Origin of the sequence: Luteimonas colneyensis (assembly GCF_014836665.1) — a bacterium.
In the GTDB taxonomy this organism is placed as follows: Bacteria; Pseudomonadota; Gammaproteobacteria; order Xanthomonadales; family Xanthomonadaceae; genus Luteimonas; species Luteimonas colneyensis.
The window spans coordinates 252,129-266,996 of record NZ_JACSQJ010000002.1 but is presented as its reverse complement, the minus strand read 5'-3'; the positions used below and the strand labels follow the sequence as shown (position 1 = coordinate 266,996).

The 14,868-nt window shown below is 64.4% G+C and carries 16 protein-coding genes; 3 read left to right on the top strand and 13 right to left on the bottom strand.

The window, feature by feature from the left end; translation table 11 throughout:
• Positions 1-546 precede the first annotated feature (546 nt).
• From H9645_RS05305 to H9645_RS05265, 10 genes are all read right to left on the bottom strand, one after another.
• Positions 547-879: a YegP family protein gene (locus H9645_RS05305; RefSeq protein ID WP_191728688.1), complete on the bottom strand. Its 333-nt coding sequence runs from the start codon at positions 877-879 to the stop codon at positions 547-549.
• 979 nt (positions 880-1,858) lie between these two features.
• Positions 1,859-2,509 (bottom strand): DUF998 domain-containing protein, encoded by a 651-nt coding sequence (locus H9645_RS05300; RefSeq protein WP_225218060.1) that lies wholly within the window; start codon positions 2,507-2,509, stop codon positions 1,859-1,861.
• A gap of 99 nt (positions 2,510-2,608) precedes the next feature.
• Positions 2,609-3,037 carry a hypothetical protein gene (locus H9645_RS05295; RefSeq protein ID WP_191728687.1) on the bottom strand — a complete coding sequence of 143 codons (429 nt, stop codon included), beginning with the start codon at positions 3,035-3,037 and terminating at the stop codon, positions 2,609-2,611.
• Between the two features lie 553 nt (positions 3,038-3,590).
• Positions 3,591-3,953: a hypothetical protein gene (locus H9645_RS05290; protein ID WP_191728686.1), complete on the bottom strand. Its 363-nt coding sequence runs from the start codon at positions 3,951-3,953 to the stop codon at positions 3,591-3,593.
• Between the two features lie 57 nt (positions 3,954-4,010).
• A complete protein-coding gene (locus H9645_RS14435) occupies positions 4,011-4,304 on the bottom strand; it encodes a MafI2 family immunity protein (protein ID WP_484497235.1) in 294 nt (97 codons plus the stop codon).
• A 133-nt stretch (positions 4,305-4,437) separates the two neighbouring features.
• Positions 4,438-4,932, bottom strand: coding sequence for a DUF6896 domain-containing protein (locus H9645_RS05285; RefSeq protein WP_225218023.1), 495 nt, complete (start codon positions 4,930-4,932; stop codon positions 4,438-4,440).
• A 34-nt stretch (positions 4,933-4,966) separates the two neighbouring features.
• Positions 4,967-5,266, bottom strand: coding sequence for a DUF7668 domain-containing protein (locus tag H9645_RS05280; protein ID WP_225218022.1), 300 nt, complete (start codon positions 5,264-5,266; stop codon positions 4,967-4,969).
• Positions 5,267-6,012: 746 nt separating this feature from the next.
• Positions 6,013-6,282 (bottom strand): excalibur calcium-binding domain-containing protein, encoded by a 270-nt coding sequence (locus H9645_RS14335; protein ID WP_225218021.1) that lies wholly within the window; start codon positions 6,280-6,282, stop codon positions 6,013-6,015.
• 945 nt (positions 6,283-7,227) lie between these two features.
• Positions 7,228-7,554 carry a hypothetical protein gene (locus H9645_RS05270; RefSeq protein ID WP_191728683.1) on the bottom strand — a complete coding sequence of 109 codons (327 nt, stop codon included), beginning with the start codon at positions 7,552-7,554 and terminating at the stop codon, positions 7,228-7,230.
• Positions 7,555-7,982: 428 nt separating this feature from the next.
• Positions 7,983-8,459: a hypothetical protein gene (locus tag H9645_RS05265; RefSeq protein WP_191728682.1), complete on the bottom strand. Its 477-nt coding sequence runs from the start codon at positions 8,457-8,459 to the stop codon at positions 7,983-7,985.
• A 184-nt stretch (positions 8,460-8,643) separates the two neighbouring features.
• Between H9645_RS05265 and H9645_RS05260 the strand changes: the two genes are divergently transcribed.
• A complete protein-coding gene (locus H9645_RS05260; RefSeq protein ID WP_225218020.1) occupies positions 8,644-9,696 on the top strand; it encodes an integron integrase in 1,053 nt (350 codons plus the stop codon).
• 40 nt (positions 9,697-9,736) lie between these two features.
• On the opposite strand, the gene H9645_RS05255 is transcribed toward H9645_RS05260, so the two are convergent.
• The gene (locus H9645_RS05255) at positions 9,737-10,219 is read right to left on the bottom strand and encodes an Lrp/AsnC family transcriptional regulator (RefSeq protein WP_191728680.1); all 483 of its coding nucleotides are present in this window, start codon (positions 10,217-10,219) and stop codon (positions 9,737-9,739) included.
• A gap of 179 nt (positions 10,220-10,398) precedes the next feature.
• Between H9645_RS05255 and phhA the strand changes: the two genes are divergently transcribed.
• Both phhA and H9645_RS05245 read left to right on the top strand, forming a co-directional pair.
• Complete coding sequence (phhA, locus tag H9645_RS05250; RefSeq protein ID WP_191728679.1) at positions 10,399-11,301, top strand: phenylalanine 4-monooxygenase; 903 nt, start codon at positions 10,399-10,401, stop codon at positions 11,299-11,301.
• 184 nt (positions 11,302-11,485) lie between these two features.
• Entirely contained in the window at positions 11,486-13,594 is a 2,109-nt protein-coding gene (locus H9645_RS05245; protein ID WP_425490213.1) for a TonB-dependent receptor family protein, read from the top strand.
• A 39-nt stretch (positions 13,595-13,633) separates the two neighbouring features.
• Here H9645_RS05245 and H9645_RS05240 read toward each other — a convergent pair whose 3' ends face one another.
• Entirely contained in the window at positions 13,634-14,071 is a 438-nt protein-coding gene (locus H9645_RS05240) for a DUF2141 domain-containing protein (RefSeq protein ID WP_191728677.1), read from the bottom strand.
• Positions 14,072-14,115: 44 nt separating this feature from the next.
• Complete coding sequence (locus tag H9645_RS05235) at positions 14,116-14,811, bottom strand: DUF2306 domain-containing protein (RefSeq protein ID WP_191728676.1); 696 nt, start codon at positions 14,809-14,811, stop codon at positions 14,116-14,118.
• Between the last annotated feature and the right edge of the window lie 57 nt (positions 14,812-14,868).

The following is a 14,868-nucleotide window of genomic DNA, read 5'->3' as shown; positions in this document are numbered from 1 at the left end:
AGCGGCTAACGCCAGAGTTAAGCCGAGACGCGCAGTGGAGCGAAGCACATGGCAAGCTCTACCTGCCATGTGGTTTGCGTAACGAAGCGGCTTCGGCTTGAACGACTTGTTAGGCCGCCGCACGCCGAGCTTGCGCCCGACCTTACGACAGCCCAACCCCTGCGCCGAACAGTACAACATGTCTGGCCGAACGGCCTGGGGCTGGCGCTTGCCGGGGCCGAAGCCAGGACCAGCGGCTCGCGCGGCCAAGAACTCTCACTGCGCTCTGTCCGAAGCCGACTCGGCCGGTCGAATCTTGCGGAGAGTCGCGCCTGTCCGAAGCCGAGGTGCGTCAGGGCCGACCGCCGACGCCGCTCACCGCGCGTGCGAGGTGCAAAAGCAATGGATGAGCGAGATGCGGAGTCCGCCTGGACTTTTGCACCGACAGTGCGGGAAACAAGGCCTAACGCCTGAGTTAAGCCGAACTGCGTAGTGGAGCCAACAACATGGCAAGCTTTACCTGCCATGTTGTTGGTGTAACGAAGTAGTTTCGGCTTGAACGAATTGTTAGGCGACGACCTTGACGCTGGACGTTTGCCCATTGGCTTGAACGGACGCAATGCCTGCGTCGCGGGAGGCTGCCGACGCATACATTTGGCTGGTTCCGATGACCTGGTGATTGCCAGCCTTAAGCGTGAAGTAGGACTTTCCGTTGCTCGACTCCTTCTTCTCGTACCGGGAAGCGTCGGCCGAGTTTGACTGCACAGATGCAATGCCATTCTCTGCCGAATCTCGCGACTTATAGAGCTCGCTTGTAAGGATGGTTTCAGCGTTGCCAGCCTTCAGGACGAAGCGGAACTGCCCATCCGAGCTATTACCTAGTTCGAACCAACCTGCCATGCCGTTCTCCTTCTCTTGCGGTGGGGAAATCGAGTTGCGATGAAGTGTGTGAGACGCCTAACACCAGAGTTAAGCCGAGCAGCGTAGTGGAGCAAAACACATGGCAAGCTTTACCTGCCATGTGTTTTGCGTAACGAAGCGGATTCGGCTTGAACGACTTGTTAGGCCGCCGACGCCCGGCACTTGCGCCCGACCCGCGACAGCCCAACCCCTGAGCCGAAACACTACAAAAACTTGGCCGCGGACTGGCGACCAAACCTAGCTGAGGGCGGGTGTCCGCGCCTGGGCCTGGTGAGCCGCTTGGACTGGCGGGCCACCCGAAGCCAGCTGTGCTTCTGAGTGCCGATACCGGCAAGCTGCGATGCAACGGCCAGCGCAAGGAAGCAGGCAGAGCGATGCTCAACGACGCGACCGCTGGTGCTGGCCGGAACCCGGCCGAAGAAACAACCGAAAGAACGATCTTGCTGTGGAGTACCGAGAGCGGCCTAACACCAGAATTAAGCCGCGCTGCGAAGCAGCGTCGGCTTGAATGATTTGTTAGGGCGCATCTGACGGGTAGCCGACAGCGTAAGGAGGGCCACAACGGCGCGCCACCTCCGGATAGTTTCGCTGTACATGTTCGTCCGAAGCGTCCCCTCCACCGAATTTAGCAGGCACGTTGAATCTTGCGGTCTCTCCTGTGTGGATGTTCTGGATGGACCGCCCCGAATTATCGCGCACCAACTCTATCCCTTGGTACCACAGGACGGTTGTGTCCAACTGCCCATCGAATGAGCGGACCTTTACGCATCCATCCGCGACTACGAGAGTGCCTTCGAAAGCTGCCGTCAGCCAAACTTCTTCAAGTCCAGGAGGCGGGGAAGCTAGCTGAGGAAAAAATGGTCGCGGGTGCTCCGGCTGGCTATGAGCGCACCCGAAGAGGAGCAAAGCGACAAAGCAGAAAGGTGCGGGACTCTTCATGTGCGGCCTAACACTTGAGTTAAGCCGCGCCGCGAAGCGGCGTCGGCTTGGACGAATTGTTAGGCGGCACCGAGGAGCTGTTGGCCCGCCACAGCGCCCAGCCTACCAGCGCAACCCACAGGAAGAAGCACAAGAAGGTGATGCGCTGACCGATGCTGGCCATGCCAGCGAAGCGCAGAAACCCAGTAGCGATTGACGCGATTACGAGGGCGAGCGACGGCGTTGCTGCCCAATGCCATGAGTTGACCTTCCGGAACAGCGAAGGCAGCCAGAAGCCTGCTACTAAGAACGCGATGTAGCAGCCAAAGCTGCCTACCGAGTGCAGGAGCGTCGTAGTGGATTTGAAGTCCGTCATGTTGGCGGGAAACGCGCCGGACAGTGCCATCAGGAGGCCTGCGGCCACCAATGCCATTGCTGGGGCAGTGGCCGGAAGCCCGCGGCCTACGAACTCGCGCCGGAGCCCGATGCCCAAGAGTGCTATAGCGAGGCCGGGCAGGATGTAACCGAGAACGTTCCAAGCCCAGAGGTTGGGTGCATCCAAGCTGCCCAGCTCACTAATAGCCTGGTCGGTGTGTACGTAGTCCGGCCGCATAGCCGACATTACTAAATAGACGGTCAAGAACCATGCCGGAGTGGCTATTGCGACAAGGCCAATCTTCTTTTGAGACATCATGTGTGGTGCGGTCCCTGTGCCGCCTAACACCAGAATTAAGCCGTGCCGCGAAGCGGCATCGGCTTGAATGACTTGTTAGGCCTGCGGCCCATGACGCTACCGAAAAAAGAACCCATCACTCTTGAGGAGCTGGTGAACACTTTCCGGGTTGAAATAGCACTGATCTTGGTACATGACGTGCCGGCCACTGTAGCTGTAAATAATCTGCGATTCGCCGAACGTGATCAAAAGATCCTGTTGCCCTGGCAGGCAGCTGGATGTCTTAGATGCTCGGAGGTTGGCCAGAACGGGTTCCATGAAATTGTGACAGTTGGCGCCGCAAGATCGCCGAACTTGAACGCTTGCTTCAGACTGGATTGTGCGCGCGTCGTAGTCGTAGTTCTCGGTCCGAGAGACGAAGTAGAACGAAACAGACGAGGATGAACGCAACTGTTGCTCAATAGCGTCAGCGGCATGTCCAGCATATGCGTCGCACCCGGCAAGCAGCAGCAACCCGGCACCAGCTATTGCAACAATCAGCCTCATACCTCGCTCCGCAGGCCTAACACTTGAATTAAGCCGCGCCACGAAGTGGCGTCGGCTTGAATGAATGGTTAGGGGGCGGCTGCGCGATCATCGGGGCGCACGTCCGAGACCATCACGGTGAGCGCACCCGCCGACGGCATGAGATAGGCGCGGTAGGTGAACTCCTTGGCATCGCATGCCTCTATCTTCCAGTGTTCTACGACTGAACCCTTCTCACGCCGGAGGATCTCCGCTGAGATGGGCCGTACATAGGGGCAAGTTGGGTGCTGTGCGTTGTGCCAACCCGCAACGTCTCTGGCAACGTTCGCTGCTTGGTCTCCGCAGGCTGAAGTGCCGAGAGAGCTGCATGGCCCTGCAGGCGCGCTCGCGCAGCCTCCGAGCACAGCTGCGAGAAGAACGGTACCGAGGTACAAAGCTTGCGATGCCATTTCAGTAGCCCCTAACACTTAAGTTAAGCCGAGACGCGTAGTGGAGCAAAGCACATGGCAAGCTGTACCTGTCATGTGCTTTGCGGAACGAAGCGGCTTCGGCTTGAACGCATTGTTAGGCGCGATTACGCGTCGTGTTGCCACTGACATGTTAGTTCTCCGACGATACTGCGACCTGCGATGCTGAGTAGCACATGCTCCCCAGAACCTTTGAGGGTGAATGCAGGCAGGAAGCCCTGCTTGTCCGATCCCGCATGCACAATGTGTACGCGCCGCTCGCGATAGCTGAAGTCATGGACGTCGTAGCTCGCCAAGCGCATGGAGCGTGGCTCATTGACTTGGATCATCGCTATCTCACCCGAGCCGATGAACTCGAACGAGTAGCGACCGGATTTATCCGCTCCGTCGAAATCGCACAGCGTGTTCGTTGCCAAGGCCTGGCCAGGGAGTAGCAAGAAGGCAGCTGCAAGTTGCGGCAAACGTTTCATAGCGCCTAACGCCTGAGTTAAGCCGCGCCGCGAAGCGGCGTCGGCTTGAATGAATTGTTAGGCCTCATGCTGAGACTCGGCCCGACAATATGCAACATGGGCCAATGGCTCCAAAGGTGCAGGCACGGGAACAGTAAGGTGCTGCTCGTCTAGTTGCCACTGCGCCGGAAAGTCAGCGATGACCTCGGCAGCGGAGCAAGAGCAACTCTCCCATGCCCGTTCGGAAGGAGGCCCGTCGTACTCGAAGCGGAGCCGAACGGTCTTTGAGGTTGTATCAGCCTCGATTGAGGCTTGGCGCAACTCAACGTGCACCTCACCGAGAAGTGCTCGCTGGAGTGAGAGCAACAACATTGGACGGTCGAAGGTGTCGCTCATGAGGCCTAACACTTAAGTTAAGCCGCGCCGCAGCGGGGCGTGAAGCACATGGCAAGCTGCACCTGCCATGTGGTTTGCGCCCCGATGCGGTGTCGGCTTGAACGCATTGTTAGGCGGCATCCGCGATGTAGTAAAGGATGTACCCCGAGTACACCAGGGAGCCTGCCGCCACCTCTGCCTTGAAGCACTCATTGAACGAGGCCTCACTAACAAAACCGTACTCCGGCAGTCTTGGTCCGGCAAAGCCGACAAGCCGCCATGCGTCAAAGCCATAAATCTCGCCGTGCTCCCCGAAGTCGAAGTCTACTGTGCCCGCGGGCAGTCTGACCGCGCATCCGTAGCCATGCTTGAAGTAGGCAACGCCACCTTTTAACTCTCCACGCTGTGGAATGTCCGTTGCAGCCCAGTCCGTATTCGTGGCAGGCAACGGGATACCGGATTGCCGCATGAGCTCCACGGCGGCGCGAACGTTGACTTGGTAATCGGAGATCAAACGAGCGAGATTACTGTCCATGCCGCCTAACGCCCGAGTTAAGCCGACTTGCGTAGTGGAGCCAAAGCCATGGCAAGCTTTTTCTGCCATGGCTTTGGTGTAACGAAGCAAGTTCGGCTTGAACGAATTGTTAGGTGCCGCCCCATTACGGCACATAGACCAAATGGACAGTAACCGAGATGTCCGATTGCGTCTCAACCACCTGCGCGTGGAGTACCAAGTCGCTCCGACCTTCCTCTTGCGTCCAGAGGTCGACGATGACATCCCCGTGGCTACCGGTCCAGATGCAGACCGAAGACTCCCAAGTTGCCTCCGGCAGTTCTACCAACGTAGCGCCGTAGTCGCGCAGGTAGTCGCGAATCTGGGTGGCTGTTTCGATTGAGACAGGCTCGACGCCTGCAATTTGTGCTTCCAGGCGGTAGTCGGCGGCGACGAGTGCGGACACGATCTCTCGGAACGTGTGCCGCCAAGCTGGTGGGATGGGCCGCTGGGCCTCATCGCTAGGGCTTTGTTGGCTCATGTTGCGATCATTTCAGTGCGGCACCTAACGCCTGAGTTAAGCCGACTTGCGTAGTGGAGCCAAACACATGGCAAGCTTTTTCTGCCATGTGTTTGGTGTAACGAAGAAAGTTCGGCTTGAACGAATTGTTAGGGCGCATCCGCTTGCAAGCCAAGATACGCCCGATTTTTTGCAGTCACTGGCGCCAATGTAGCCAGAAGACGTTGTGCGAGGCCACGGACAGGCTCCCAGGCCGGATTTTGCATAGCGGCAAGATTCGCGGCGCGACCGGAGCCGGCCGGCATGTCATTTACCGGTACCGGATCCACTGACGCTAGAAACTCCAGAACCGCAGTCTCTTGTTGCTCCGTGAAAAGGCCAGAGCCGACTAGGTAGTGGCCCGCGAGAGCGTCATCTCTTAGCTCCCAGGCGGTGTTGTAGTCACCCATGAGCTCGCATTGCTCTTCAGCCGGGCCGGCGAGAGCTTCAAGCGTGAAGAGAAACACGCTGTAAGCGACGTGCGAGGCTTCTAGTGCTGAAATTTGCGATGAATCAGACATGCGGCCTAACACCAGAGTTAAGCCGAGACGCGTAGTGGAGCGAAGCACATGGCAAGCTGTATCTGCCATGTGCTTTGCGGAACGAAGCGGCTTCGGCTTGAACGACTTGTTAGGCCGGCACCTGCCGCAGCATTACTCACAGCCCACCCCGTCATTGTCCCGGTCCAGATGCGGACCATATCCCGGATCACCACGGCGGACCGGTGCGGCTCCTGCAGCCCGGGCAGCGGCGCAGTTGGCGAAAGCGCCTTGTTGGCGCGGAGCTGCGGGTGCAGGCGCGAAGTTGCTCTGCTGGAGAGCTGGGCGAGCTGTCGCAGGGGCGCGGTGGCAGTGATAGTCGCCGGTCTTGCGGTTATTGTGGCATCCCTCGCTGTTCAGGCCACCGGGATGGCTAAGTGCCATCCCTGGCGCCAAGCACAGAGCGGCTATCAGGCTAAGGCTGAACTTTGATCTAGGCATGCACCCCCCGTGCGGCCTAACGCCAGAGTTAAGCCGAGACGCGTAGTGGAGCGAAACGCATGGCAAGCTTTACCTGCCATGTGTTTTGCGTAACGAAGCGGCTTCGGCTTGAACGACTTGTTAGGCCGCCGCACTCCGAGCTTGCGCCCGACCTTGCGACAGCCCAACCCCTGAGGCGAACACTACAACAAGTCTGGCCGAACGGCCTGAGGCTGGCACTTGCCGGGGCCGAAGCCAAAACCAGCGGCTCGCGCGGCCAAGAACTCTCACAGCGCCCTGTCCGAAGCCGACTCGGCCGGTCGAATCTTGCGGAGAGTAGCGCCAGTCCGAAGCCGAGCTGCTGCAGGGCTGACTACCGATGCCTGCACCGCGCGTGCGAGGTGCCAACGCTGCGGCTAAGCGAGGCGCTACAGATCGCCTGGAACCCGGCAACGACAGTGCGGGAAACAAGGCCTAACACCAGAATTAAGCCGCGTCGCGAAGCGACGTCGGCTTGAATGACTCGTTAGGCCGCATAGCTTCGGCCGGATGCTCTCGGACCAGTCTGCCCGAGACCAGAAGGTTCTTTGCTGGAACGACCAAGCCTGACTCGAATGGGGTAAACAGAACCGTCATGATGATCATTGGAACGATCCCGATGGTCTTAGCGCTCGGGTCAATCGCTCGGCAAGTGCGGTGTACTGCTGCCGCGTAAGCGATGACTGGCGGAACCGTGATGAGCGCCAAGAAGATGGAACTGGCGACCACCGCTCTGGATGAATGTGTGATTGCGGTGACGATCATGGTGGCGAACCACGCAACGTGAACCAGATAGCTTTGTAGCAGCCGCCGCCTTTGCTTGATCAGCTTGGGGATCAGAGATTCCTCCATTGCGGCCTAACACCCAAGTTAAGCCGAGCCGCGAAGCGGCTTCGGCTTCAACGCATTGTTAGGCGGCTGGCGACGGATAGCAAACACTAATACAGAGCAAACAAGCCACCAGAAGAGTACGAAGAACAGCAAGAAGAACGATGCGCCACTGTAAGGACTGCCAGGCTTTATGACGAAGGATGGGAACAGCGCAGGAAGCGCGTCCCGGAGCAGCCATAAAGGTGGATCGATGAAGATGTCACGGAGCTGATGCCAGATGCCGCCAGCACCATCAGTGGTGAGCACCACCCCAGTGACGAGTGCAGAAAGCAGTAGGCCGACAATTAATGAAATGAGTATCCGCATAGCTCGTTCCTGCGGCCTAACACCAGAGTTAAGCCGTGCCGCGAAGCGGCATCGGCTTGAACGACTCGTTAGGCCGCCGTTCCCTGGCACCTGCGCCCGACGTGCGGCAGCCCAACCCCTGAGGCAAACAGTACAACAAGCGCCGTACCTGGTGCTGCCGGAACGCACCCTGCGCGCGGCCAATAACTCTCACCGCGCACTATCCGAAGCCGACCCGGCAGGTCGAAGCTTGCGAAGAGTCCCGTCTGTCCGAAGCCGAGGTTCTGCAGGGCTGACTACCAATGCCTGCACCGCGCGCGCGAGGTACAAACGCTGCGGATAAGCGAGGCGCTGCAGAATGCCTGGAACCCGGCAACAACAGTGCGGGAAGCAAGGCCTAACACCTGAATTAAGCCGCGCCGCGAAGCGGCGTCGGCTTGAATGAATTGTTAGACCTGCTGCCGATCACTCTCATTAACGACCCAGAATGAGCGACCCGAGTGCGTACGGTCTACGAACAGATGGTGGTTCTGATACTCAATTGCGTCAATAGCCGCAGCGGCATCCTCCGCAGTTCTTGTGTCTTTGTGAGAAACGAGAAGCCGAAGGCCTGGCAAGGCGTCTTGCCGCTGGGAGTAGGCGCAGAGTCCGCAGGCGCGATAACGAACCACAGTTGACTTGTCCGCAAGCGCAGCCAAGCCGAGCTGGAATGCAGCCTCAGACTGGCGGGCGTATCTGATGGAGTGAAAGACAAGGGATGCGCGGCCTTGCCATGTTTTTGCCTTTGGATAGAAATCTGCAAGGTGATCGACAACGTCAGACCCGAGCGGTTTGAGCTTTGCCCAAGCAGCCTCTTCCTCTGAGGTCGATCTGGTGTCCAGCGCGGCAACCAGACGTTGAATCTCGGACTCTTCTAAATCTTCCATGCAGGTCTAACACTAAGTAGATTCCAAAAACGGAATGTAGCAGGTCCCTTTTCCCCTCAGCCTGCCTCCGACCTTCGGAAAAATCCCACCCCGAATCAATCCTTTGGAGCCTTCTGCGGCTCCGAACGGGCGGTAATGCTGTCGCAAAGTACCTTACGGATGGGGCGGTATGTCATACCGGCGCATGGACGAAGCGGTATCCGGCTCCTCCCGGCCTCTCGACGAGGCATCGGGCGCCGCCGACGGTGCTCCCGCCACCGCCCCCGCTCCCGCCGCCGCCCCTCCCCGCCTCCTCGACCAGATCCGCATCCGCTGCCGGACGAAGCATTACAGCATCCGCACCGAGCGCGCCTATGTCGGCTGGGCGCGGCGCTTCATCCTGGCCAACGGTCGCCGGCATCCGCGCGAGCTGGGCCTCGCGGAGGTCGAGGCCTTCCTCTCGGCGCTCGCGGTGCGCGACGACGTCGCCGCGAGCACGCAGAACCAGGCGCTGTCGGCCTTGCTCTTCCTCTACAAGGAGGTGCTCGGGCTGGAGATGCCCTGGGTCGGCTCGGTCACGCGCGCGAAGCGCCCGAAGCGGCTGCCGGTGGTGTTGACGCCGGTGGAAGTGCGCGCCTTGCTGGCGCTGCTGGACGGGCAGGCCGCGCTGATGGGGTCGCTGCTTTACGGGGCGGGCATGCGCCTGATGGAGGCCGTGCGGCTGCGGGTCAAGGACGTGGACTTCGGACGCTGGGAGATCGTCGTGCGCAACGGCAAGGGTGGCAAGGACCGGCGGGTGCCGCTGCCGCGGCGGCTGGAGGCGGCGCTGCAGGCGCAGATCGAGCGCGTGCGGGTGCTGCACGGGCGCGATCTGGCGCAGGGCTATGGCGAGGTCTGGCTGCCGCACGCGCTGTCGCGCAAATATCCCACGGCCGGCCGCGAGCTGGGCTGGCAGTATGTGTTCCCGGCCTCTGGCCTGTCGGAGGATCCGCGCAGCGGGACGCGGCGGCGCCACCATGTCGACGAGGCGGTGCTGCAGCGCGCGGTCAAGTCGGCGCGGGTAGCGGCGGGGATCGACAAGCCGGCCACCTGCCACACGCTGCGGCATTCGTTCGCGACCCATCTGCTCGAGTCCGGCCACGACATCCGCACGGTGCAGGAGCTGCTCGGGCACAAGGACGTGGCGACGACGCAGATCTACACGCACGTGCTGGGCCGCGGCGCCGGTGGCGTGCTCAGCCCGCTGGACCGCGACTGAAGTCCGGGCTTCGGCCTGCCCTGTCCGCTGCCGCTGCGATCTACACCGCCGGCAACGGCAGGCCGCGCATCGCCTTGACCGTGCGCAGCACGAAGCTGGAGTTCACGTCGCCGACGCCGGGGCGGGCGAGCACGCGGTCGAGCAGGAACCGGGAGAAGTGCTCGAGGTCGGTGACCATCACCTGCAGCAGGTAGTCCATGTCGCCGGTGAGGGCGTGGCAGGCCACCACTTCCTGCCATTCGTTGACGCCGCGGGCGAAGTCGGCGACGGCGGCGGCGTCGTGGTGGTTGAGGCGGATGCGGACGAAGGCGGTCAGGCCCAGGCCGATGCGCTCGGGGTCGACTTCGGCGCGGTAGCCGGCGATCACGCCGCTGCGCTCGAGCCGCTGCACGCGGCGCAGGCAGGCCGACGGCGACAGGTGCACGCGCTCGGCAAGGTCGGCGTTGCTCAGGCGGCCGTGGCGCTGCAGTTCGGCCAGCAGCTGCAGGTCGATGCGGTCGAGGCTGGTGTCGGTGGCGGGCATGGGTCGTTCTGCCTCCTTGCGGTGCACGAATGTTGCGTGCATCCGCGATTGCTACGCACGAATGGCAACCATATTGCGCATGTGGCCAGCTAAAGTCGATTGTCTGCCGGGTTGGAGCGCACGAAAACTGCGTTTATGCCCGCCACCGCCACCGCTCCCGCCATCCACCGGAGTCCGCCATGTCCGCCCAGGGCCCCGCCCAGCCCCGCCGCGTCGAGAACCTGCACACCGACAAGGGCAAGGTGCCGGTCTATGCCACCGGCGTGGTCGACCAGGCCTGGGACAGCTACACCGCCGACGACCACGCGACCTGGGCCACGCTGTACGCGCGCCAGCGCGAGCTGCTGGTCGGCCGCGCCAGCGACGAGTTCCTGCGCGCGCAGGACGCGATGGGCATGACGCCCGACCGCATCCCGAAGTACGACGACCTCAACGCGGTGCTGGAGCCGGCCACCGGCTGGCGCCTGATCGGCGTCGAGGGCCTGCTGCCGGAGCTCGATTTCTTCGAGCACCTGGCCAACCGCCGCTTCCCGGTCACGTGGTGGATCCGTCGCCCCGACCAGATCGACTACATCGAGGAGCCCGATCTCTTCCACGATCTCTTCGGCCACGTGCCGCTGCTGATGAACCCGGTGTTCGCCGACTACATGGCGGCCTACGGGCGCGGCGGGGTCAAGGCGCACGGCATCGGCGCGGACGCGCTGCAGAACCTGACGCGGCTGTACTGGTACACGGTGGAATTCGGGCTGATCCGCGAGGCGGAAGGGCTGCGCATCTACGGCAGCGGCATCGTGTCGTCCAGCGGCGAGTCGGTGCATTCGCTGGAGTCGGCGGCGCCCAACCGCGTCGGCTTCGACCTCGAGCGCATCATGCGCACGCGCTATCGCATCGACACCTACCAGAAGACCTACTTCGTCATCGACAGCTTCGAGCAGCTGATGGCGGCGACGGAGCCCGACTTCACGCCGATCTATGCGCGCCTGGCGGAACAGCCGTCGATCCCGGCGGGCACCGTGCTCGAATCCGACACCGTCTTCCAGCGCGGCACCGGCGAAGGCTGGGCCACCGACGGCGACGTCTGAGCCTGCCCGGTACACGTCGCCGGACCCAACTGACGCGACCCCGGGCAGCGCCACTGCAGGAGCGGCTGCAGCCGCGACAGCTTCGGGCCGCAGCATTGCACCCACACCGTTCCGCGGGTGCGGCCGGCGCTCACGTCGCCACGTTCACCCCGCGGGCGAGAATGCCCGCATGACTGCCTCACCCCTGCACCGCATGCCGGCCGTCGCGCTGGCCACCCTCCCGTTCGCCATCGCCGCAGCCCTCGCCTCCGCCCCGGCGCTCGCGCAGGACGCCACCACCCTCGATGCCGTCGTCGTCGAAGCCACCCGCCTGCGCACCGTGCCGGCCTTCGACACGCCCGCCTCCACCGCCACCATCGACCTCGAAGGCCCGCGCGCCACGGCGGACGCCGACGTTTCCGAGGCGCTGCGCGGCATTCCCGGCCTGCTCGCGCGCGACCGTCAGAACCTGGCCCAGGACACGCAGCTGTCGATCCGCGGCTTCGGCGCGCGCGCGACCTTTGGCGTTCGCGGCCTGCGGCTGTACGCCGACGGCATCCCGGCGTCGATGCCGGACGGCCAGGGCCAGCTCTCGCATTTCAGCCTCGCCGGCGCCGAGCGCATCGAGGTGCTGCGCGGGCCGTTCTCGGCGCTGCACGGCAATTCCTCCGGGGGCGTGGTCTCGATCCACAGCGCCGACGGCGAGGCCGGCGATCCCTGGCGGCTGCGCGCCACCGTGGGCAGCGACGGCACCTGGACCGGCGCGGCGCGCCTGCTCGGCGGCAACGACATGGTCGGCTACAACTTCGCCGTCTCGCGCCTGGACACCGACGGCTGGCGCGACCATTCCGCGGCGCGTCGCGACGTGGCCAACCTCAAGCTCGGCTTCGACCTTGGCGGGCGCCGGCGCCTGGACCTGGTGCTCAACCACGTCGACATCCCGGAGGCGCGCGATCCGCTGGGCCTGACCGCCGCGCAGATGCGCGAGGACCCGCGCCAGGCCGTGGCCAACGCCTACGTCTACGACACCCGCAAGAGCGTGCGCCAGTCGCAGGCGGGCGCGGTGTTCGAGCAGGGCTTCGGCGATGCACAGGCGCTGCGCCTGTCGGCCTGGGGCGGCGACCGCGAGGTCACCCAGGTGCTGCCGATCCCGCCGGCGCCGCAGCGCAACCCGCTGCATTCCGGCGGCGTGATCGACCTCGACAACCGCTACGCCGGATACGACGCGCGCTGGTCCTGGAGCGGCGCGCTCGCGGGCCGTCCGCTGGAGCTCGCCGCGGGCGTGTCCGGAGAGCGCCAGCGCCAGCACCGTCGCGGCTTCGAGAACTTCGTCGGCGAGTCGCTGGGCGTGCGCGGCACTCTGCGCCGCGACGAGCGCAACGAGGTCGAGTCCGACGATCTCTACGCGCAGGCCTGGTGGCGGTTCGCGCCGCGCTGGTCGCTGCTGCTCGGCGCGCGCCGCAGCGAGGCCACGTTCACCTCGCGCGACCGCTACGTCACCGCGGGCAATCCCGACGACAGCGGCCGCGTCGACTACGCCGAGACCGCGCCGGTCGCCGGCATCACCTTCGCGCCCTCGGAGCACCTGCGCCTCTACGCCTCCGCCGGTCGCGGCTTCGAGACGCCGACCTTCAACGAGCTGTCGTATCGCACCGACGGCGGCGCCGGCCTCGCCTTCGGCCTGCGCCCCGCGGTCAGCGACAACGTCGAGCTGGGCATGAAGTGGCGCACGCCGTCCGGGGGCCGGCTGGAAGCGGCGCTGTTCCGCGCCGACACCGACGACGAGATCGCAGTGGCGGCCAACGTCGCCGGACGCAGCAGCTACCGCAACGCCGGCAGCGCGCGCCGCCAGGGCGTCGAGCTGTCCTGGTGGCAGCCGCTCGGCGACGCTTGGGACCTGCAGCTGGCGGCCACGCAGCTGGAAGCGGAGTTCCGCGGCGGCGATCCGGACGCCGGCGCGATCGTCGCCGGCCGACGCATTCCCGGCGTCCCCGAGCGCCACGCCTTCGCACGCCTGCAGTGGAACGACGGCGGCGCCTGGTCGGCCGCGCTCGAGGCCGAGGCCATGGGCGACGTGGTGGTGAACGATGCCGGCACCGGCACGGCCGCGGGCTACGGCCTGCTCCACGCCGAGGCCTCGCGCAGCTGGCCCACCGCCACCGGCCCGCTGCGCCTGTTCGCGCGCATCGACAACCTGCTCGACCGCGACCACGTCGGCTCGGTCATCGTCAACGAGGGCAACGGCCGCTTCTACGAACCCGGCGCCGGACGCACCTGGCTGCTCGGGCTCGAGTGGACGTTCGACCGCCGCTGACCGCCGCCGTTGGATCCCGGGACTGCGCCCCGCCCCGGTTCACTTCATCCGCACGCTGATCCGCATGCCGGTGGCCGGCAGCGCGAAGGCGATCCGCTCGAACCCCGGCTTCGAAAACACCGGCGGGTTGTTGGAAAAGCCGTAGTCGTCCTTCGGGATGCCCAGCGGGCCCACGTCGAAGCGGCGGTTGCCGTCCTTGTCGTGCAGCACCATCACGCCGTAGCGGCCGGCCTTGAGGCCGTCGAAGCGCACCTGCAGCCGGTCGCTGCCGTCGGGATGGGCGCGCTGCATGCGCAGGGCGTCGCGCTTGCCGTTCCAGGCCTCTTCCGAGTCGTACAGGAACACCGTCAGGCGCCCGGTCTGTGCGCCCACGCGCTCGATGTCCACGGTCAGTTCGACCGCGAAGGCCGGCCATGCCAACACGGCGGCCAGCAGCGCGGCGGCGATGAGCGGCATCGCTCGGCGGGACCTCGTCATGGGGAGTGCTCCTTGCGTCGTCGGGTGGGATCAGGCTTCGGGGTTCAGGCGTGCGCGGTCCGCGCAGGCCGGGCCGGCGCGGCGATGCGGTAGCGGCGGTCGAGCCAGGCCTTGGCCGCGATCGACAGCAGCACCGGCCCGAACCAGGCGAGGTAGAACCACGACGGCCCCTGCAGCGCCGGCAGCAGCCGCGGCAGGCCGATGGCGAGGAAGGCGATGTGGGTGGCCGCGGCGTTGCCGACCATCGCCGCGTAGTGCTCCTCCAGCCACCAGCGCGGCTGCGTGGGGATGACCCGGCGGCGCCGCAGCATGTCCGCGCCCACCAGGATCCCGACCAGCGAGAACCCGGCCAGCAGCGGGCTGCCGCGCTCCAGTCCCAGCCACAGCACCGCCAGGCCCGCCGCCGGGTTGGCGACCGCAAGCGCGTGGTAGGCGCGGCCGAGGTAGCGCGCAGGCTGCGCCTTGTCGCGGATCGCCCGCCACGACAGCCACACCGAAGTGGTGACCAGCAGCAGCAGGTAGCCGAGGAAGGCCGCGCTGGCCGACTGCCCGTCGAGCACCCGCTGCAGGGTCAGCGGCACGCCGCTGGCGATCACCAGCAGCATGGCCAGCAGGTAGACACGGCCGGCGAGCCGGTGCCGCGCACTGCCCTTGCGCAGCACGGCGGCCAGCCAGAAGGTGATCAGCGCCACCGTGCCGGCGGCGATGTGCAGGGTGACGAAGGCGGCGTATCCGGTCATTGGCGTCAGGCCTTGCGTGGACGTGCTGCCAGCGTGCCGCCCGCGCGGCGGCGACCG

Bases quoted from the DNA above. Each gene is read 5' to 3' on its own strand.
- H9645_RS05305 (WP_191728688.1), bottom strand. From the start codon at position 879: ATGGCAGGTTGGTTCGAACTAGGTAATAGCTCGGATGGGCAGTTCCGC.
- H9645_RS05300 (WP_225218060.1), bottom strand. From the start codon at position 2,509: ATGTCTCAAAAGAAGATTGGCCTTGTCGCAATAGCCACTCCGGCATGG.
- H9645_RS05295 (WP_191728687.1), bottom strand. From the start codon at position 3,037: ATGAGGCTGATTGTTGCAATAGCTGGTGCCGGGTTGCTGCTGCTTGCC.
- H9645_RS05290 (WP_191728686.1), bottom strand. From the start codon at position 3,953: ATGAAACGTTTGCCGCAACTTGCAGCTGCCTTCTTGCTACTCCCTGGC.
- H9645_RS14435 (WP_484497235.1), bottom strand. From the start codon at position 4,304: ATGTTGTTGCTCTCACTCCAGCGAGCACTTCTCGGTGAGGTGCACGTT.
- H9645_RS14335 (WP_225218021.1), bottom strand. From the start codon at position 6,282: ATGGCACTTAGCCATCCCGGTGGCCTGAACAGCGAGGGATGCCACAAT.
- H9645_RS05270 (WP_191728683.1), bottom strand. From the start codon at position 7,554: ATGCGGATACTCATTTCATTAATTGTCGGCCTACTGCTTTCTGCACTC.
- H9645_RS05265 (WP_191728682.1), bottom strand. From the start codon at position 8,459: ATGGAAGATTTAGAAGAGTCCGAGATTCAACGTCTGGTTGCCGCGCTG.
- H9645_RS05260 (WP_225218020.1), top strand. From the start codon at position 8,644: ATGGACGAAGCGGTATCCGGCTCCTCCCGGCCTCTCGACGAGGCATCG.
- H9645_RS05255 (WP_191728680.1), bottom strand. From the start codon at position 10,219: ATGCCCGCCACCGACACCAGCCTCGACCGCATCGACCTGCAGCTGCTG.
- phhA (WP_191728679.1), top strand. From the start codon at position 10,399: ATGTCCGCCCAGGGCCCCGCCCAGCCCCGCCGCGTCGAGAACCTGCAC.
- H9645_RS05240 (WP_191728677.1), bottom strand. From the start codon at position 14,071: ATGACGAGGTCCCGCCGAGCGATGCCGCTCATCGCCGCCGCGCTGCTG.
- H9645_RS05235 (WP_191728676.1), bottom strand. From the start codon at position 14,811: ATGACCGGATACGCCGCCTTCGTCACCCTGCACATCGCCGCCGGCACG.